Raw genomic sequence first — 18062 nt, 5'->3', positions numbered from 1 at the left:
CGGTAACGAAAAAAATACCATGCTGACCTTGGCGCTCTCGAAGGGCCGCATCTTTGACGAAACCATGCCGCTGCTCAAAGCCGCAGGCATTGAGGTGCTCGAAGATCCCGAAAAATCTCGCAAGCTCATCTTGCCCACTAACCACGCCAATGTGCGCGTGGTGCTGGTGCGTGCGTCTGATGTGCCCACGTATGTGCAATACGGCGGCGCTGATTTGGGCGTGACGGGTCTCGACACGTTGATCGAGCATGGTGGTGGCGTGGCAGGTGGCGTGGCCACCACAGGTTTGTACCAGCCGCTCGATTTGCAAATCGCCAAATGTCGCATGAGCGTGGCCGTGCGGTCTGACTTCGACTACGCAGCGATGGTCAAGCAAGGCGCGCGCTTGAAAGTGGCCACCAAGTACACCACCATCGCACGTGACTTCTTCGCCACCAAAGGCGTGCACGTGGATTTGGTCAAGCTCTATGGCTCCATGGAATTGGCTCCGCTTACTGGTTTGGCCGATGCCATCGTGGACCTAGTGTCGACCGGCAACACGCTCAAAGCCAACCACTTGGTAGAAGTCGAACGCATCATGGACATTAGCTCGCGCTTGGTGGTCAACCAAGCTGCGCTCAAGATGAAGCAGGCCGACATTCGCCGCATCATCGATGCGTTTTCTGCCGCGCTTGCCAAATAAACCTTTCACCACACACGTACACAAGATGGCCAAACCGCTTCGTCTCTCGACCACCAGCCCCACCTTTGAAGCCGATTTCAAAGCGCGTCTGCATTGGTCTGCCGACACCGACGCAGCCATCGAGCAACGCGTGGCCGACATCTTGGCTGATGTGCAAAAGCGTGGCGATGCAGCCGTGCTTGAGTACACCGAGCGCTTTGACGGCCTGAAGGTCGACAGCATGGCAGCGTTGGAGTTGACGCAAAAAGAACTCAAAGCCGCCTTTGATGGCTTGCCTGTCGAGCAACGCGACGCCTTGCAAGCTGCTGCCGCACGCGTGCGCAGCTATCACGAGGCGCAAAAGAAAGCCAGCGGCGAAAGCTGGACTTACCGCGATGCCGATGGCACGTTGCTCGGCCAGAAGGTCACGCCGCTCGACCGTGTGGGCATCTATGTGCCCGGTGGCAAAGCTGCGTATCCCTCCAGCGTATTGATGAACGCCATTCCTGCGCACGTTGCAGGCGTGGAGGAAATCATCATGGTCGTGCCAACGCCTAAAGGCGAAAAGAACCCGCTCGTGTTGGCCGCTGCCTATGTGGCTGGCGTGAGCCGCGCTTTCACCATCGGTGGCGCACAGGCTGTGGCTGCTTTGGCCTACGGCACAGCCACTGTGCCAGCGGTCGACAAAATCACCGGCCCCGGCAACGCCTATGTAGCCGCTGCCAAGCGCCGCGTGTTTGGCACGGTCGGCATTGACATGATTGCAGGCCCTAGCGAAATTTTGGTGTTAGCCGATGGCTCCACGCCCGCCGATTGGGTGGCGATGGATTTGTTCAGCCAAGCCGAGCACGACGAGTTGGCGCAAAGCGTGTTGCTCTGCCCCGACGCTGCGTACATCGACCGCGTGCAAGCCGAGATCGAGCGCTTGCTGCCACAAATGCCGCGCAAAGACATCATCGAAAAATCGCTCAATGGCCGTGGTGTGCTTATCCACACCCGCAGCATGGAAGAGGCCTGCGCCATCAGCAACCGCATTGCGCCCGAACACTTAGAGGTGTCGAGCAACGAGCCCCACAAGTGGGAGCCACTGCTCAAGCACGCGGGCGCGATCTTCTTGGGCGCATTCACCAGCGAAAGCTTGGGCGACTACTGCGCGGGCCCCAACCACGTGTTGCCCACCAGCGGCACGGCGCGTTTCAGCTCGCCTTTGGGCGTGTACGACTTTCAAAAGCGCAGCAGCTTGATCGAGGTGAGCGAGCAGGGCGCACAAACGCTGGGCAAGATTGCCGCGGTGTTGGCCTATGGCGAAGGCTTGCAAGCCCACGCCATGGCGGCAGAGTTCCGTTTGCGTCAGAAGTAAATCCAAGCAAAAACAAACAAGGCCCCGTCAGGGGCCTTGTGCTGTGTGGGCTCGCTCTCGGCAGTCCGGTTTAGCGGTTTAGCCTTGCACCAAGGCTTTGAGCGCTTGCACCAACACCCCGCATTGTTCAGGGGTGCCCACGGTGATGCGCAAAAACGCATCAATGCGTGGCAGCTTGAAGTGTCGAACGATGATGGCCCGTTCGCGCAAACCTTTGGCCAGCGCTGCGCCGTCGTGTGCTGGGTGACGCGCAAAAATAAAGTTGGCGGCAGACGGCAGCACTTCAAAGCCCAGCGCTTGCAGGTCTGTGACCAAGGTCTCTCGTGTGGCAATGACTTGGGCGCAGCTGTCGCGGAAATACGCGTCGTCTTCCACCGACGCAACGGCACCAGCCAACGCCAAGCGATCGAGTGGGTAAGAGTTGAAACTGTTTTTCACACGCTCCAAACCTTCGATTAAAGCGGCCGAACCCACGGCATATCCCACGCGCAGGCCCGCCAGTGAGCGACTCTTTGAGAACGTGTGGCAAACCAGCAGGTTCGGGTAACGATCAACCAAGCCCACGGCACTTTGAGCGCCAAAGTCGACATAGGCTTCATCGATCACCACCACCGCTTGCGGGTTACCTGCCACGATGCGCTCGACATCGCTGAGTGACATGGGGCAGCCCGTGGGGGCGTTGGGGTTCGGGAAAATGATGGCGCCCGCCGCTTGTCCGTTCTTAGGCAAGTAGTCATCGGCACAAATGCTGAAGTCCTCGGCCAAAGGCACGGTGCGGTAGTGGATGTCGTACAGGCCGCAATACACGGGGTAGAAACTGTAGGTGATGTCGGGAAATAACAGGTCACCCGAATGCTTGAGCAGCGCCATGAATGCGTGGGCTAAAACTTCATCCGAGCCGTTGCCGACAAAGATTTGTTCAGCGGTGACCTTGTGGTGTGCCGCCAACGCTGCTTTGAGCGCATCCGCATTGGGATCTGGGTACAGACGCAAACTGTCGGTGGTTGCACTTTGGATGGCTTCAAGCACGCGTGGTGATGGGCCAAAAGGATGCTCGTTGGTGTTGAGTTTGACTAAGTTGTCCATTTTGGGCTGTTCGCCTGGGACATAGGGGGTCAAGCTGTGGACGGTAGCGCTCCAGTATTGGCTCATAAGGTCTCGCGTGATAAAAAACGTGCAAGCCCCAATTCATGCGGGTTGCGGAGGGGCGATGGTATCATGTAAGCCTTTTTTCACCACACGGTTAAGACGCGTTTTATGCGACAAGCAGAAGTTATTCGTAACACCAATGAGACCCAAATCACCGTCAAAATTAATTTAGACGGCACAGGTCAATCCAAACTGTCGACCGGCATTGGTTTTTTTGACCACATGCTGGATCAAATCGCACGTCATGGCTTGATCGACTTGGACATTCATGCGGTCGGCGACTTGCACATCGACGGTCACCACACCGTGGAAGACGTGGGCATCACCTTGGGTCAAGCCTTTGCCAAAGCCGTGGGCGACAAAAAGGGCATTCGCCGTTATGGCCATGCCTATGTGCCGCTCGACGAAGCGCTCAGCCGCGTGGTGGTTGATTTCTCGGGTCGCCCAGGCCTCGTCATGCATGTGCCCTTCAAGAGCGGCATGATTGGCGAGTTCGACAGTCAGTTGGCATTTGAGTTTTTCCAAGGTTTTGTGAACCACGCGTTTGTGACCTTGCACATCGACAACTTGCGTGGCGAAAACGCGCATCACCAAGCCGAGACGGTGTTCAAAGCGTTTGCCCGTGCTTTGCGTTCGGCGCTGGAATTGGACCCCCGTTCTGCCGGCATGATCCCATCCACAAAGGGCTCGCTTTGAACAACAAAGTCGCCGTCGTTGATTACGGCATGGGCAACTTGCGTTCCGTGGCGCAGGCTGTTATGCACGCTGCCTCTGTGGTTGACCATGCCGAAGTGGTGGTCACCTCTGACCCGCAAGTGGTGCGTGACGCACACCGTGTGGTGTTGCCCGGCCAAGGTGCCATGCCTGATTGCATGCGCGAATTGCGCGAATCGGGATTGCTAGACGCCGTGCTGGATGCGGCCGAGAAAAAACCGTTGTTCGGCGTCTGCGTCGGCATGCAAATGATGCTGGACCACAGTGCCGAAGGCGATACGCCTGGCCTAGGGTTGATTCCTGGCGATGTGGTGAAGTTTGATTTGACAGGTCGCCTGCAAGCCGACGGTAGTCGTTTCAAAGTGCCTCAAATGGGCTGGAACCAAGTGCTGCAAACCCGTCCTCACGCCATGTGGGAGGGGGTGCCTGACGCCAGCTACTTCTACTTCGTGCACAGTTTTTACGCACGACCTCAAAATGTGGCACACAGCGCTGCCCAAACCGATTACGGTGGTCTATTTACATGCGCTGTGGCGCGTGACAACATTTTTGCGACACAATTTCACCCAGAAAAAAGCGCGGCGCATGGCTTGGCCCTGTACCGTAACTTTCTGCATTGGAACCCTTGAACTTAACTTGTCATCATGTATTTAATTCCTGCGATTGACCTCAAAGACGGCCATTGCGTGCGCCTCAAACAAGGCGACATGGACCAATCCACCACATTTGGTGAAGATCCCGCGCAAATGGCGCTCAACTGGGTGGCCAAAGGCGCACGCCGTTTGCACTTGGTGGATTTGAACGGCGCCTTTGCGGGCAAGCCGCAAAACAATGCCGCGATCAAAGCCATTTTGAAAGCCGTAGGACACGACATTCCTGTGCAGTTGGGCGGCGGCATTCGCGACCTCGACACGATTGAAAAATACATCGATGCAGGTTTGCGCTACGTCATCATTGGCACGGCAGCGGTCAAAAACCCAGGGTTCCTGAAAGATGCGTGCGCAGCTTTTGGTGGCCACATCATCGTGGGCCTCGATGCCAAAGATGGCAAAGTCGCCACCGACGGTTGGAGCAAACTGACCGGCCACGAAGTGGCTGACTTGGGTAAGAAGTTTGAAGACTACGGCGTGGAATCCATCATCTACACCGACATCGGTCGCGATGGCATGCTCAGCGGCATCAACATTGATGCCACCGTCAAACTCGCACAAGCTGTGACCATCCCCATCATCGCGTCGGGTGGTTTGTCCAACATGGCTGACATCGAACAGTTGTGTGCCGTGGAAGGCGAGGGCGTGGAAGGTGTGATCTGTGGTCGCGCCATTTACAGCGGTGATTTGGACTTTGAAAAAGCACAAGCTCGCGCCGACGAACTCAATGGCTAAATTCATGGCTGCGGGTAGCGCGGCCTGCGCCTAAATACCCCGCCATGTCTATGTTTACTTCCGAAGTTTTCCAGGGTTTGGCCTGCCAGCGCTTGACCCTGCCTTGTGGCGATACCGTGTTGGTGGCCTTGCAAGGCGCGCATGTGTTGTCGTGGGTGAGCCAAGGCCGCGAGCGTTTGTTTTTGAGCCCTGACAACCTGTGGGATGGCAAGTCTGCCATCCGTGGCGGTGTGCCGGTGTGCTTCCCTCAGTTCAACCAACGCGGCACCTTGCCTAAACATGGCTTTGCCCGCAACATGGTGTGGCAACTCGACGAGGCTGCGCAAAATGGCGCAGCTGTGGCCAGCGATGACGGCGCGCACATGAGTTTCACCTTGCGTGCTAACCCCGAGACCTTGGCGCTCTGGTCTCAGTCCTTTGTGGCACAGCTGCGCGTGGCCCTTGTGCCGGGTCAGCTGACCATCACGCTCAGTGTGAACAACACCGAGGTGCAAAACGATTTGCAATTCACAGGTGCGCTACACACGTACTTCGCGGTGGATGACATTGACTTGACCGAGCTGCGTGGCTTGGGTGCTCACCCCGAATGGGATGCCGTGTTGGATGTGCATGGCGTGGCCGACGAGGTGCTTTACTTTGATGGCGAGTTCGACCGCGTGTATTCGCGTGGTGAAAATGCATCGGCACCGCCGTTGTACCTGCAAGATGGCACGGCGACCTTGCAAATCGAACAAAGTTCTTCGTGGCGTGAGTCCGTCGTGTGGAACCCTGGCGAGAGCAAATGTGCTTCACTGGTCGACATGCCCGCCCAAGGTTTTGCGCGCATGTTGTGCGTGGAAGCTGCGCAGGTGTTTGAACCTATCTCTATCCCTGCTGGTGGCCAATGGGTTGGCTGGCAGCGTTTGACCGTTTCTTAGGAAACACTGTTTGGATCTCTATGCTTGCTAAGCGCATCATCCCTTGCCTCGATGTGACCGGTGGTCGCGTGGTCAAAGGCGTCAATTTTGTCGAGCTGCGTGATGCGGGCGACCCTGTTGAAATCGCCGCACGCTACAACGACCAAGGCGCTGACGAGCTCACCTTCTTAGACATCACAGCCACCAGCGACGCGCGCGATGTGATTTTGCACATCATCGAAGCCGTGGCCAGCCAAGTGTTCATCCCCCTCACCGTGGGCGGTGGCGTTCGCGTGGTGGACGATGTGCGCCGCATGCTCAACGCAGGCGCTGACAAAGTGAGCTTCAACTCAGCGGCCATTGCCAACCCACAGGTCATTCGCGACGCCTCGGCCAAATACGGTGCGCAGTGCATCGTGGTGGCCATCGACGCCAAACGCCGCACTCTAGAGGACGAACAACGCCTGAGCGCCAACGGCTTGCCCGTCGGCCCTGGCTGGGATGTGTTCAGCCACGGTGGTCGCAAAAACGTGGGCCTGGATGCCGTGGCGTGGGCCAAGCAAATGGCCGAATACGGCGCTGGCGAAATCTTGCTCACCAGCATGGACCGCGACGGCACGAAGAGTGGCTTTGACTTGGCGTTGACCCGCGCCGTGTCCGACATCGTGCCCGTGCCCGTGATTGCCTCAGGCGGTGTGGGCAACCTCGACCACTTGGCCGATGGTGTTCAACAAGGCGGTGCTGATGCCGTGCTGGCTGCCAGTATCTTTCACTATGGCGAATACACCGTGCAGCAGGCCAAAGAGCGCATGCGCGAGCGCGGTATTCCCGTGCGTTTGTGATTCTTTTTTCTTGAAAATAACCGACATGACCTCAACTTGGCTTGACGCCATCAAATGGGACGACAAGGGGCTGGTCCCCGTGATCGCCCAAGAAAAAGACAGCGGCGACGTGCTGATGTTTGCGTGGATGAACCGCGAGGCGCTGCAAAAAACGGCGGAGCTCAAGCGTGCGGTGTATTTCAGCCGCTCACGCAACAAGCTGTGGTTCAAGGGCGAAGAGTCGGGTCATGTACAAACGGTGCACGACATGCGCATCGACTGCGACAACGACGTGGTGTTGCTCAAAGTGACGCAAGAAGGGCACGAGCCCGGCATTGCCTGCCATACTGGGCGCCACAGTTGCTTTTATCAACGCTTGAATCAAAGCGCAGAGGGTGCTGAGTGGCAGGCTTGTGAGCCTGTGCTCAAAGATCCTGAATCTATTTACAAATGACGTTTGACAAGCCACTGACATGAGCTCAATTGACACCCTGCAACGTCTGGCCGACGTGATTGAAAGCCGCAAACCTGCCAATGGTGGCGATCCCGAGAAGAGTTACGTCTCGCGTTTGCTGCACAAAGGCCCCGACGCCTTTTTGAAAAAAATCGGGGAAGAGGCCACCGAGACCGTGATGGCCGCCAAAGATGTGGACCATGGCGGTGACCCTGCCAAGCTGGTTTATGAAGTGGCCGATCTGTGGTTTCACAGCATGATTGCGTTGGCCCACTATGGCTTGAAGCCTGCTGACGTGATTGACGAGTTGGCACGCCGTGAAGGCCTGAGCGGATTGGAAGAAAAAGCTTTGCGCAAGGCGCAACACCGCGAATTGACGGGTGACTAAGCCAGCGTTGCCTGACGCATCGATGAGGTGCAATGTGGGCAACACCGATGGATACTTAATTTGTTGATGACCTCACTATGACGACCGATTTAAATTGCATTTTTTGCAAAATCATTGCGGGCCAAATCCCCTCGCGCAAGGTGTACGAAGATGACGAGGTTTTCGCGTTTCACGACATCAATCCTTGGGCGCCCGTGCACTTTTTGATCATCCCGAAGCTGCATATCCCATCGATGGCGCACGCCACACTGGAGCACGAAGGCTTGCTGGGCCGCATGATGTTGCTGGCGCCCAAGTTGGCTTTGCAAGAGGGTGCAAGACCTTACCCTGAGGGGGGCTTTCGCATCGTGACCAATACTGGGGCCGAAGGTGGCCAAGAAGTCCATCACATGCACTGGCATGTCATGGGTGGTCCGCGTCCTTGGCTGCGCGGCTGATTAGAATTCGTTCAGTAATTTAGGAGTTAGACATGGGTTCATTTTCAATTTGGCATTGGCTGATCGTTTTGTTGATCGTCATCATGGTGTTCGGCACAAAAAAGCTGAAAAACATCGGTTCAGATTTGGGCGGTGCGGTCAAGGGTTTCAAGGATGGCATGAAGGATGGTGGTGCGGCTGCTGACGACAAAGCCACGCCACCCGCTGCTGTGTCTGCTGACAAGACGACGATTGACGTCGAAGCCAAGCAGAAGTCTTAATTCACATTTGATCGCTTGCTTTGATTGACCTTGGTATTTCCAAAATTGCGCTGATCGGCGCTGTGGCGTTGATCGTCATCGGGCCCGAGAAGCTGCCGGGTGTTGCGCGCACCATTGGCACCTTGATTGGCAAGGCACAGCGCTATGTGGCCGATGTTAAGGCCGAGGTCAACCGTTCGATGGAGCTCGATGAGCTCAAAAAAATGAAAGACACGGTCGAAAGCGCGGCTCACGATGTGGAGCATTCGGTCCATACCGCCAGCAGTGACTTTGAAAAAGACTGGGCTGAAACTACCGCCGGAATCAGCAGCGATGGGTACACGCAAGCAGCTTTTTTGCCGACGGTGCCTCAATACCAGCATCCCAAAAAGAAATGGCGCCTCAAGCGTGGCTCAACGCCGCATTGGTACAAGGCCCAAAACGGTGTGCGTACCAAGGCGCAATCGAGCGCCGCGCGTGTGGCGCGTTTTCGTCCCGTTGTGAAGCGTTTTGTTGATGTCTGATACCTCTAACGACGAGCTGGCTGGCACTGAGCAGCCTTTTGTGCAGCATTTGATGGAGTTGCGTGACCGTTTGGTCAAAGCGGTCATCGGTGTGGCTGTGGCTGCGGCTGCGTTGGCGATTTACCCTGGCCCCGCTGAGTTGTACGACTTGTTGGCGGCGCCGTTGGTGGCGCAGCTGCCCGCAGGTGCAACGCTGATTGCGACCTCTGTGATTTCCCCATTCTTGGTGCCGCTGAAGATCTTGCTGATGGCCGCCTTTTTGCTCGCCTTGCCGGTGGTGTTGTATCAGGTGTGGGCGTTTGTGGCACCCGGGCTGTATTCTCACGAGAAAAAGTTGGTACTGCCTTTGGTGGTGTCCAGCACGTTGTTGTTTTTCATGGGCGTGGCGTTTTGTTACACCTTTGTGTTTGGGCAAGTGTTCAAGTTCATTCAGAGCTTTGCGCCCAAAAGCATCACGGCGGCCCCTGACATTGAGGCGTACCTGAGCTTTGTGCTGACCATGTTCATTGCGTTTGGCATGGCGTTTGAAGTGCCGATTGTGGTGATCGTGTTGGCACGCTTGAATGTGGTATCGATTCAAAAGCTCAAAGACTTTCGCTCTTACTTCATCGTCTTGGCTTTCATCATTGCGGCCATCGTGACGCCGCCTGATGTGGTGTCGCAACTTGCGCTGGCGTTGCCCATGTGTGTGTTGTATGAGGTCGGTATTTGGGCGGCCCAGCTGTTCATCAAGCACACCCAAGCACCTGACGCTGACGACGCTTCTCGCGCGTCTTAATCCCTCGGAGGACACCCAATGAAACGTCACTGGTTGTTGTTCTCGCAAGTCGTCACCGTCTTGCTGGCGATCTGGTTTGTGGTGGCGACGCTCAAGCCTGACTGGTTAAACCGCCGTGCGGGCGTGTCAGGTGTCACGCTCTTAGAGGCGGCACCCAGTTCGCCCGGCGTCTTGATGCCGGGCAGTTTGAGCCCAGCTGCGAAGCGGGCATCGCCAGCGGTGGTCAGCATTGCCACGACGCAGGCTAAATCAGCCAATGCACCGTCCAACGACCCTTGGTTTCGATATTTTTATGGTGATCGTGAAGATGACACCCCGCAGCAAGGTTTGGGCAGTGGCGTGATTGTGAGCCCCGAGGGCTATATCTTGACCAACAACCATGTGGTGGACGGCGCTGATGAAATTGAAGTCACGCTCAGCGACAGTCGTCGTGCGACAGCCAAAGTGATTGGCACAGATCCCGAAACTGATTTGGCTGTTTTGCGCATTACCTTGGACCGCTTGCCGGTGATTGCCTTGGGAAATTCAGACACCTTGCTGGTGGGCGACAAAGTGCTGGCCATTGGCAACCCCTTTGGTGTGGGGCAAACGGTGACCAGTGGCATCGTTTCGGCGTTGGGGCGTAATCAGTTGGGGATCAATACCTTCGAAAACTTCATCCAAACCGATGCTGCCATCAACCCCGGAAATTCCGGCGGTGCGTTGGTGGATGTCAACGGCAGCTTGTTGGGGATCAATACCGCGATTTACTCCCGATCTGGGGGCAATATGGGCATTGGCTTTGCCATCCCGGTGTCAACGGCGCGGCAAGTGTTGGAAGGCATCGTGCGCGATGGCCAGGTCACGCGCGGCTGGGTGGGGGTCGAGCCTGCTGAGTTAACGCCTGAATTGGCGGAGACCTTCGGTTTGAAGCAAACCGAGGGTGTGATCATCATTGGGGTGTTGCAAAACGCGCCCGCCGCCAAAGCGGGCTTGAAGCCTGGGGATGTGCTGCTCAGCGTGGCTGGCCAAGACGTGCGCAATGTCGGTGAGTTGTTGACCGCGATTGCGGCACTCAAGCCCGGTGAGCCCGTCAAGTTGGCGGTGATGCGTCGCAACCAATCGCTGATCTTGGATGTCACCCCGTCGCAGCGTCCTAAAACAAAACCACCGGCCCCATGAGCACCACTTCCGTCACTCGCCAAAACTTGTTGAGCGCGTGTAATACCCTGCTGCAACCTGAACGCTTCAAAGATTACGGCCCCAACGGCTTGCAGGTGGAGGGACGCGCAGAGGTTCGGCATGTCGTCTCGGGTGTGACGGCCAGTTTGGCATTCATTGAAGCCGCGATCGCTGCGAAGGCGGATGCAATCTTGGTGCATCACGGTTTGTTTTGGCGCGGCCAAGACGGCAGCGTGACAGGCTGGATGAAGCAGCGTTTGAAGTTGTTGCTGGCACATGACATCAATGTGCTGGCCTACCATTTGCCGCTCGATGCCCATGCGACTTTGGGTAACAACGCGCAATTGGGTATGCGTTTGGGGCTGGTGGGTGCGCCCCTATTTGGCGAACAAAATTTGGGATGGTTGGCGACCTGTGCACAGGGCCAAACCTTTGAGAGCTCGGCGGTTTTGGCGCATCAAGTAGGCCAAGCCCTAGGTCGCACACCCGTGTTGCTTGCAGGGGATGGGCGTACGATTCGGCATGTCGCTTGGTGCACAGGCGGGGCGCAAGGTTATTTTGAGGCGGCCATTGCCGCAGGTGCGGACGCCTTCATCACGGGTGAAATTTCAGAGCCACAAGCACACATTGCCCGCGAGACAGGTGTTGCTTTCTTGGCATGTGGCCATCATGCGACCGAGCGTTATGGTGCGCCGGCTGTGGCTGCGCAAGTGGCTGAGCAGCTTGGACTGACGCATCAGTTCATCGACATTGATAACCCAGCGTGACCATGTCTGCTGCTTTCAAACCGATCGCCTTGACCATGGGCGACGTGGCGGGCATTGGTCCTGAAATCATTGCCAAATCTTTTCTTGAGGCCGCAGATCAAACGGCCGGTTGTGTGGTCGTGGGGAATGTGTTGGCCATGCAGCGCGCCATTCAGGTTGTGCATGATGCGTATCCAAGCGAACCACAACTGACCTTGTTGCCTTTGACGCAACTGCAAGATCTACCGCGAGAGGTTCCAGCTTTGACGGTGCCCGTTTTGCAAGTGTCGCCAGTCGGTTCGGCGGCGGCTTTGCCCGCATGGGGGCGCGTCAGTGGTGTGGCAGGTCAATGGGCCGCAGATGCGGTGACGTGGTCTGCTCATGCAGCTTTGCGTGGCGATGTGTCAGCCATTGTCACGGCCCCTTTGCACAAAGAAGCCTTGTCGGCTGCGGGTGTGCCATTTCCTGGGCATACCGAGTTGTTGCAAGCTTGTGCAGCGATGCATGCAAGGGTCGCGGTTGCGGACATGCCTGTGCGCATGATGCTGGCCAATGACGAATTGAGAACCGTGTTGGTGAGCATCCATGTGTCGTTGCGAGCTGCCATTGAAGCTGTGACGGTCGAGAATATTTTGCAGACACTGCGGATTACCCACCAAGCGCAATTGCGCGCGACCGGTCAAGTGCCGCACATGGGCGTGGCCGGGTTGAACCCGCATGCGGGCGAGGGTGGATTACTCGGGCGTGAAGAACTCGACATCATCATTCCTGCGCTGCAACAAGCACGCGCAGAGGGGATGTGGGTCAGTGGCCCCTTTGCCCCTGACACGGTCTTTATGCGGGCCCGAAGCACGCCAGACCAGCGGGGTGAATTTGACGTGGTGATTGCGATGTACCACGATCAAGGCCTGATCCCCGTGAAGTATTTGGGCGTGGACGAGGGGGTCAATGTGACCCTTGGCTTGCCCTTGGTGCGAACCAGCCCAGACCATGGCACTGCATTCGATTTGGCGGGCACTGGCAAAGCCAGCCCCGCCAGTTTCTTGGCCGCGCTGGCCCTTGCGCGGAAGCTGGCCGGATAAGGTTTACTTTTTGAGGCTGTCGCGAATGTCACGCAGTAACAAAACTTCTTCGCTTGTCACAGGCGCTGGTGCAGAGGCCGCTTCTGCTTCACCTTTGATGCGGTTGATTTGCTTGATCATCAAGAAAATGATGAATGCCAAGATCAAAAAGTTCACTGCGACGGTGATGAAGTTGCCATAGGCAAAGACGGGCACACCAGCTTTTTTCATGGCGTCCAGTGTTGTGGCTGTTCCCTCGGGGACAGCCGCTAAGGCGATGAAGAAATTAGAGAAGTCAATCTTGCCAATTACGGCGGAGATCAGCGGCATGATCAGGTCATTGACCGCCGATTCGACGATTTTTCCGAAAGCCGCGCCGATGATGACGCCGACTGCCAAGTCCATCACATTGCCTTTGACGGCAAACTCTTTGAATTCACGCAACATACATTTTCCTTTTTGTTAAATATAAAGTATCTAAAATCTTAACAAGAAATCGATGAGGGATGCAACGAATAAACTGAAAGCATTGGGCAAGAATCGGTCAGCTACAATGCGCGGCTAACCCAACCAGTGACAATTGCTTGAGGAATTCCATGAGTGACACCCCAGTAGACACCAGCAAACGCACGTGGCTTATCGCCTCGACTTGCGCGGGTGCAATGGGCGGCGCAGCGGTTGCTGTCCCGTTCGTAAGTACGTTTCAACCCTCAGAGCGAGCCAAAGCGGCTGGCGCTGCTGTAGAGGTCGATATTTCAGCGATGAAGCCCGGTGAAAAAATCACTGTTGAATGGCGCGGCAAGCCTGTTTGGGTGGTCAAGCGCACACCTGAGCAGCTTGAATCGTTGAGCAAAACTGAATCTCAGTTGGCTGATCCCAAGTCGGAGCGCAAGCCAGATGAGTTCACGCCTGTGTACGCACGTAATCAAGCCCGTTCAATCAAACCTGAAGTCTTTGTGGCTGTGGGTATTTGCACGCACTTGGGTTGCTCGCCTTCCGACAAGTTCCAAACCGGTGCCCAGCCATCATTGCCAGATGACTGGAATGGCGGCTTTTTGTGCCCTTGCCACGGTTCTACCTTCGACATTGCCGGTCGCGTGTTTAAGAACAAGCCCGCACCTGACAACCTCGAAATTCCGCCTCACATGTACCTCTCCGACACAAAGTTGTTGATCGGTGAAGACAAGAAAGCCTGATAGGACGAACCATGGCTGAATTCAAAGAAATCTCTGCAGACGCCAGCGCTGGCGCCAAACTGCTCAATTGGGTGGATAACCGCTTTCCAGCTTCCAAGCTGTACAAAGAGCATTTGTCTGAGTACTACGCACCTAAAAACTTCAACTTCTTTTACTTTTTTGGCTCGTTGGCGCTGTTGGTGCTCGTGATCCAAATCGTGACCGGTATCTTCTTGGTCATGCACTACAAGCCTGACGCTGCCTTGGCGTTTGGTTCTGTGGAATACATCATGCGTGATGTGCCATGGGGTTGGCTGATTCGCTACATGCACTCCACAGGCGCATCGGCGTTTTTCATTGTGGTTTACATGCACATGTACCGCGGCTTGATTTACGGTTCATACCGCAAGCCACGTGAATTGGTTTGGGTGTTCGGTTGCGCGATCTTCTTGTGCTTGATGGCCGAAGCGTTCATGGGTTACTTGTTGCCTTGGGGCCAAATGTCCTATTGGGGCGCTCAAGTGATCGTGAACTTGTTTGCTGCTGTGCCTTTTGTGGGTCCCGACTTGGCTTTGCTGATTCGTGGTGACTACGTGGTGGGCGACGCTACCTTGAACCGTTTCTTCAGCTTCCACGTGATTGCGGTGCCATTGGTCCTGTTGGGCTTGGTGGTTGCGCACATCATTGCGTTGCACGAAGTGGGTTCCAACAACCCTGACGGCGTGGAAATCAAAGGCCCTAACGCACCGAAAGATGCGAATGGTCATCCTTTGGATGGCATTCCTTTCCACCCCTACTACACCGTGCACGACATCTTGGGCGTGAGTGGTTTCTTGTTGGTGTTCACCGCGATCATTTTCTTCGCGCCTGAATTCGGTGGCTACTTCCTCGAATACAACAACTTCATCCCTGCCGATCCATTGAAGACACCGTTGCACATTGCACCTGTGTGGTACTTCACGCCCTTCTATTCGATGTTGCGTGCGATCACCAGCGAGATGATGTATGCCTTGATCGCTTGCGTCTTGGGCGGTGCATTCTTGGGCGCAACACGCGCCAAGTTGGCGCCTGTGTTCAAGGCTGGCATCGTCGGTGCGGCTGTGGCCGTGACTTTGATGATGCTCTCCATTGATGCGAAGTTCTGGGGCGTGGTTGTCATGGGTGGCGCTGTGGTCATCTTGTTCTTCTTGCCTTGGTTGGACAACTGCGCGGTCAAATCAATCCGCTACCGTCCTGACTGGCACAAGTACATGTACGGCGTGTTTGTCATCAACTTTGTGGTGTTGGCTTACTTGGGCGTTCAACCCCCATCAGCCATCGGTGAGCGCGTGTCGCAAGTGGGTACCTTGTTCTACTTTGGCTTCTTTTTGCTGATGCCTTGGTGGAGCCGCTTGGGTCAAACCAAACCCGTGCCTGACCGCGTGACATTTGCTGCTCACTGAGATTCACGGAGAACATAAACCATGAAAAAAATTATTCTCAGCTTGGCATTGGTTCTCGGTGTGGTGTCGGGTGCGCACGCATCAGGTGACACCATCGCTTGGGACAAAGCACCCAACAAAACCAACGACCTGGCCGCCTTGCAAAACGGTGCCAAGATCTTTGTGAACCATTGCTTGAACTGCCACTCGGCCGCGTTCATGCGTTACAACCGATTGAAAGACATCGGTTTGACGGAGCAGCAGATCAAAGACAACTTGTTGTTCACGACTGAAAAAGTCGGTGACACCATGAAGGCCAACATTGATCCCAAGCAAGCCAAAGAATGGTTCGGTGCTAACCCACCTGACCTGACCGTGATTGCGCGCTCACGCGCTGGTCACGGCGGCACAGGTGCGGATTACCTCTACACCTACATGCGCACGTTCTACCGTGACGAAACCAAAGCCACCGGTTGGAACAACTTGGTCTTCCCGAACGTGGGCATGCCCCATGTGTTGTGGGAATTGCAAGGCGTGCGTCGTCCTATTTACGACACCGTGGAAGAGCATGGTCACGAAGTGCATGTCTTCAAAGGCTGGGAACAAGTAACTCCAGGCACGATGACACCCCTTCAGTACGACCAAGCCATTGGCGATCTCGTGGGCTATCTGCAATGGATGGCTGAGCCAGCTCAAAACACCCGTGTTCGCATTGGTGTGTGGGTGTTGATGTTCTTGTTGTGCTTCACGTTCATCGCGTGGCGCTTGAATGCTTCCTTCTGGAAAGACATCAAGTAATTCAAGCCAATTCGACAGTGGGTGCGTCGCGCCTGCTGTCACCTCACGGAGTGACAGGTCAGCCTGTCACTCTTTTTGATTTTTAGGAGTCGCCCATCATGATGGTGCTTTATTCGGGAACCACGTGTCCCTATTCTCATCGTTGCCGTTTTGTCCTGTTTGAAAAAGGCATGGACTTTGAGATTCGCGACGTCGACCTCTACAACAAACCCGAAGACATCAATGTGATGAATCCCTACGGTCAGGTGCCAATCCTGGTCGAGCGCGATTTGATCTTGTATGAGTCGAACATCATCAACGAATACATCGATGAGCGTTTCCCGCATCCACAACTCATGCCTGGCGATCCTGTGGATCGTGCGCGCGTGCGTTTGTTCTTGTTGAACTTCGAAAAAGAATTGTTCACCAATGTGACCTTGTTGGAAGCTCGCGGTGCGAAGCCAAATGACAAAGCGCTTGAAAAAGCACGCGCTCACATCCGTGATCGTTTGACACAGTTGGCTCCCGTGTTCTTGAAAAACAAGTACATGTTGGGTGACAATTTTTCGATGCTTGACGTGGCCATTGCCCCTTTGTTGTGGCGCTTGGATCACTACGGCATTGACTTGTCGAAGAACGCAGCACCCTTGCTCAAGTACGCAGAACGCATTTTTTCGCGTCCCGCCTACATTGAGGCATTGACGCCCTCTGAAAAGGTCATGCGCAAGTAATTCATATGTTGAACGCTCCTGACGCTACATCGACCCGTCCGTACCTCTTACGTGCTCTGCACGAGTGGTGCACTGACAACGGCTACACACCTTATGTGACTGTGTTGGTCGATGAAACCGTTCAGGTGCCGATGGAGTATGTGAAGAACGGTGAAATTGTGTTGAACGTGAGTTATGACGCCACAAGCGGCATGACGCTCGGCAATGAATTCATTGAATTCAAGGCACGTTTCGCAGGCAAGCCGCGTGAAATCATGGTGCCCATCCACCGCGTGCAAGCGATTTACGCCAGAGAAAACGGACAAGGGATGGCGTTTCCAACGTCGCATATCCGTGCTTCTGACGTCACGGCTACAGCACCAGCAGCTGCCCCTCGCCCTGCATTGAGTTCTGTCGATTCTTCACGCACGAGTGATGCACAAGACAGCACCGATGACTCGCCAACGCCGCCCACAAATCCAACGCGTCCAACACTGACTCGTGTGAAATAAGCACTCGAAATCGGTTAGAATATTGTCCATGCCGCTTTAGCTCAGTTGGTAGAGCACCCGCCTTGTAAGCGGTAGGTCGTCAGTTCGATTCCGACAAGCGGCACCACCTTAAAAGCCTCGATATCCTCGAGGCTTTTTCTTTTGGCGCGAAGCCCCAGTGTGTGCGGGGTTCGAGCAGGGGATGTGTTTTCACACCCCTCACACATCCAAGCAAAAAGGGCTGCCACGCAGCCCTTTCTCGTCTCTGTTCTCTGTTTTGCGTTGGTCGTCCCCCTTTGAGATGCCCTGTTTATGCGGCCTTTCGGGCATCGTGTTTGGGCACAGAGGTGGTGGGCTCAGGTGATTTGAACTTCGGCCCCATCGTTGCCAAACCCTCGATTAGGGCCTCTTGTTCTTCCCAGCTGTCTGGCAGTTGCTTTCGCATAAAGAACTCAAAGGAGAGGCCTACAGGCCCCTTGGCGCAGGCAACACGTTCGGCAATGGCAGGCGACAACCGAGCCAGTTTCAAGATCTTGTGCACACGCACCTTGTCCATCCCCTCGGCACGCGCAAGTGACCTGCCCCCTGCCAGCCGTACCAAGGTAATGGCAGTTAGTCCGCAAATTCTGGAGAATTGCGGATATGAAGACCACACGATTTACCGATGAGCAAATCATCGCTTTCCTCAAACAGGCTGAAGCCGGCATGTCCATC

At 55.6% G+C, this 18062-nt stretch carries 23 protein-coding genes and 1 tRNA gene; 22 read left to right on the top strand and 2 right to left on the bottom strand.

What is annotated here, in order from left to right; genetic code table 11:
- The first annotated feature begins 19 nt into the window (after window positions 1-19).
- Both hisG and hisD read left to right on the top strand, forming a co-directional pair.
- Window positions 20-682, top strand: coding sequence for an ATP phosphoribosyltransferase (gene hisG / locus RMS95_RS14660; RefSeq protein WP_310646987.1), 663 nt, complete (start codon window positions 20-22; stop codon window positions 680-682).
- Window positions 683-707: 25 nt separating this feature from the next.
- Window positions 708-2021, top strand: coding sequence for a histidinol dehydrogenase (gene hisD, locus RMS95_RS14655; protein WP_310646933.1), 1314 nt, complete (start codon window positions 708-710; stop codon window positions 2019-2021).
- A gap of 78 nt (window positions 2022-2099) precedes the next feature.
- On the opposite strand, the gene hisC is transcribed toward hisD, so the two are convergent.
- A complete protein-coding gene (hisC, locus tag RMS95_RS14650) occupies window positions 2100-3173 on the bottom strand; it encodes a histidinol-phosphate transaminase (RefSeq protein ID WP_310646932.1) in 1074 nt (357 codons plus the stop codon).
- Window positions 3174-3278: 105 nt separating this feature from the next.
- On the opposite strand from hisC, the gene hisB reads away from it, so the two are divergent.
- The 14 genes from hisB (at window position 3279) to pdxA (ending at window position 12795) form a co-directional block, all read left to right on the top strand.
- Window positions 3279-3866 (top strand): imidazoleglycerol-phosphate dehydratase HisB, encoded by a 588-nt coding sequence (gene hisB / locus RMS95_RS14645; protein WP_310646931.1) that lies wholly within the window; start codon window positions 3279-3281, stop codon window positions 3864-3866.
- Window positions 3863-4513 (top strand): imidazole glycerol phosphate synthase subunit HisH, encoded by a 651-nt coding sequence (gene hisH, locus RMS95_RS14640; protein ID WP_310646930.1) that lies wholly within the window; start codon window positions 3863-3865, stop codon window positions 4511-4513. Before hisB ends, hisH begins: the two co-directional genes overlap by 4 nt.
- A gap of 15 nt (window positions 4514-4528) precedes the next feature.
- The gene (gene hisA / locus RMS95_RS14635; RefSeq protein WP_310646929.1) at window positions 4529-5269 is read left to right on the top strand and encodes a 1-(5-phosphoribosyl)-5-[(5-phosphoribosylamino)methylideneamino]imidazole-4-carboxamide isomerase; all 741 of its coding nucleotides are present in this window, start codon (window positions 4529-4531) and stop codon (window positions 5267-5269) included.
- Between the two features lie 44 nt (window positions 5270-5313).
- Entirely contained in the window at window positions 5314-6186 is an 873-nt protein-coding gene (locus RMS95_RS14630) for a D-hexose-6-phosphate mutarotase (protein WP_310646928.1), read from the top strand.
- A gap of 20 nt (window positions 6187-6206) precedes the next feature.
- On the top strand, window positions 6207-7007 hold the full coding sequence (hisF, locus tag RMS95_RS14625; protein WP_310646927.1) for an imidazole glycerol phosphate synthase subunit HisF: 801 nt from the start codon (window positions 6207-6209) through the stop codon (window positions 7005-7007).
- A 25-nt stretch (window positions 7008-7032) separates the two neighbouring features.
- Complete coding sequence (gene hisI, locus RMS95_RS14620; RefSeq protein ID WP_310646926.1) at window positions 7033-7440, top strand: phosphoribosyl-AMP cyclohydrolase; 408 nt, start codon at window positions 7033-7035, stop codon at window positions 7438-7440.
- Between the two features lie 19 nt (window positions 7441-7459).
- The gene (locus tag RMS95_RS14615) at window positions 7460-7828 is read left to right on the top strand and encodes a phosphoribosyl-ATP diphosphatase (RefSeq protein ID WP_310646925.1); all 369 of its coding nucleotides are present in this window, start codon (window positions 7460-7462) and stop codon (window positions 7826-7828) included.
- A 77-nt stretch (window positions 7829-7905) separates the two neighbouring features.
- Window positions 7906-8265 (top strand): histidine triad nucleotide-binding protein, encoded by a 360-nt coding sequence (locus RMS95_RS14610; RefSeq protein WP_310646924.1) that lies wholly within the window; start codon window positions 7906-7908, stop codon window positions 8263-8265.
- A 32-nt stretch (window positions 8266-8297) separates the two neighbouring features.
- Entirely contained in the window at window positions 8298-8525 is a 228-nt protein-coding gene (gene tatA / locus RMS95_RS14605) for a Sec-independent protein translocase subunit TatA (RefSeq protein ID WP_310646923.1), read from the top strand.
- Window positions 8526-8545: 20 nt separating this feature from the next.
- Entirely contained in the window at window positions 8546-9028 is a 483-nt protein-coding gene (tatB, locus tag RMS95_RS14600) for a Sec-independent protein translocase protein TatB (RefSeq protein ID WP_310646922.1), read from the top strand.
- On the top strand, window positions 9021-9806 hold the full coding sequence (gene tatC, locus RMS95_RS14595; RefSeq protein WP_310646921.1) for a twin-arginine translocase subunit TatC: 786 nt from the start codon (window positions 9021-9023) through the stop codon (window positions 9804-9806). The genes tatB and tatC overlap by 8 nt, the downstream gene beginning before the upstream one ends.
- 18 nt (window positions 9807-9824) lie before the next feature.
- Window positions 9825-10967, top strand: coding sequence for a Do family serine endopeptidase (locus RMS95_RS14590; protein WP_310646920.1), 1143 nt, complete (start codon window positions 9825-9827; stop codon window positions 10965-10967).
- The gene (locus RMS95_RS14585; RefSeq protein WP_310646919.1) at window positions 10964-11734 is read left to right on the top strand and encodes a Nif3-like dinuclear metal center hexameric protein; all 771 of its coding nucleotides are present in this window, start codon (window positions 10964-10966) and stop codon (window positions 11732-11734) included. Before RMS95_RS14590 ends, RMS95_RS14585 begins: the two co-directional genes overlap by 4 nt.
- Before the next feature lie 2 nt (window positions 11735-11736).
- The gene (pdxA, locus tag RMS95_RS14580; RefSeq protein ID WP_310646918.1) at window positions 11737-12795 is read left to right on the top strand and encodes a 4-hydroxythreonine-4-phosphate dehydrogenase PdxA; all 1059 of its coding nucleotides are present in this window, start codon (window positions 11737-11739) and stop codon (window positions 12793-12795) included.
- A 3-nt stretch (window positions 12796-12798) separates the two neighbouring features.
- Here the strand turns inward: pdxA and mscL are convergent, their stop codons facing one another.
- Window positions 12799-13221 (bottom strand): large conductance mechanosensitive channel protein MscL, encoded by a 423-nt coding sequence (gene mscL / locus RMS95_RS14575; protein WP_310646917.1) that lies wholly within the window; start codon window positions 13219-13221, stop codon window positions 12799-12801.
- Between the two features lie 149 nt (window positions 13222-13370).
- Here mscL and petA point away from each other — a divergent pair, with 149 nt between their 5' ends.
- The 6 genes from petA to RMS95_RS14545 all read left to right on the top strand — a co-directional run bounded on the left by petA (window position 13371) and on the right by RMS95_RS14545 (window position 17475).
- Window positions 13371-13970 (top strand): ubiquinol-cytochrome c reductase iron-sulfur subunit, encoded by a 600-nt coding sequence (gene petA, locus RMS95_RS14570; protein ID WP_310646916.1) that lies wholly within the window; start codon window positions 13371-13373, stop codon window positions 13968-13970.
- An 11-nt stretch (window positions 13971-13981) separates the two neighbouring features.
- Window positions 13982-15391 carry a cytochrome bc complex cytochrome b subunit gene (locus RMS95_RS14565; protein WP_310646915.1) on the top strand — a complete coding sequence of 470 codons (1410 nt, stop codon included), beginning with the start codon at window positions 13982-13984 and terminating at the stop codon, window positions 15389-15391.
- Window positions 15392-15412: 21 nt separating this feature from the next.
- Complete coding sequence (locus RMS95_RS14560) at window positions 15413-16168, top strand: cytochrome c1 (RefSeq protein ID WP_310646914.1); 756 nt, start codon at window positions 15413-15415, stop codon at window positions 16166-16168.
- Window positions 16169-16266: 98 nt separating this feature from the next.
- On the top strand, window positions 16267-16878 hold the full coding sequence (locus RMS95_RS14555) for a glutathione S-transferase N-terminal domain-containing protein (protein ID WP_310646913.1): 612 nt from the start codon (window positions 16267-16269) through the stop codon (window positions 16876-16878).
- 5 nt (window positions 16879-16883) lie between these two features.
- The gene (locus RMS95_RS14550) at window positions 16884-17369 is read left to right on the top strand and encodes a ClpXP protease specificity-enhancing factor (RefSeq protein ID WP_310646912.1); all 486 of its coding nucleotides are present in this window, start codon (window positions 16884-16886) and stop codon (window positions 17367-17369) included.
- 30 nt (window positions 17370-17399) lie between these two features.
- Window positions 17400-17475 (top strand) — tRNA-Thr (locus RMS95_RS14545).
- Window positions 17476-18062 lie beyond the last annotated feature (587 nt).

The sequence above is a fragment of the Limnohabitans sp. genome (genome assembly GCF_031539175.1).
Classification (GTDB): Bacteria; Pseudomonadota; Gammaproteobacteria; order Burkholderiales; family Burkholderiaceae_C; genus Limnohabitans.
Note: the sequence above shows the minus strand (reverse complement) of the source record. Positions and strands in the feature narration are given on the sequence as shown.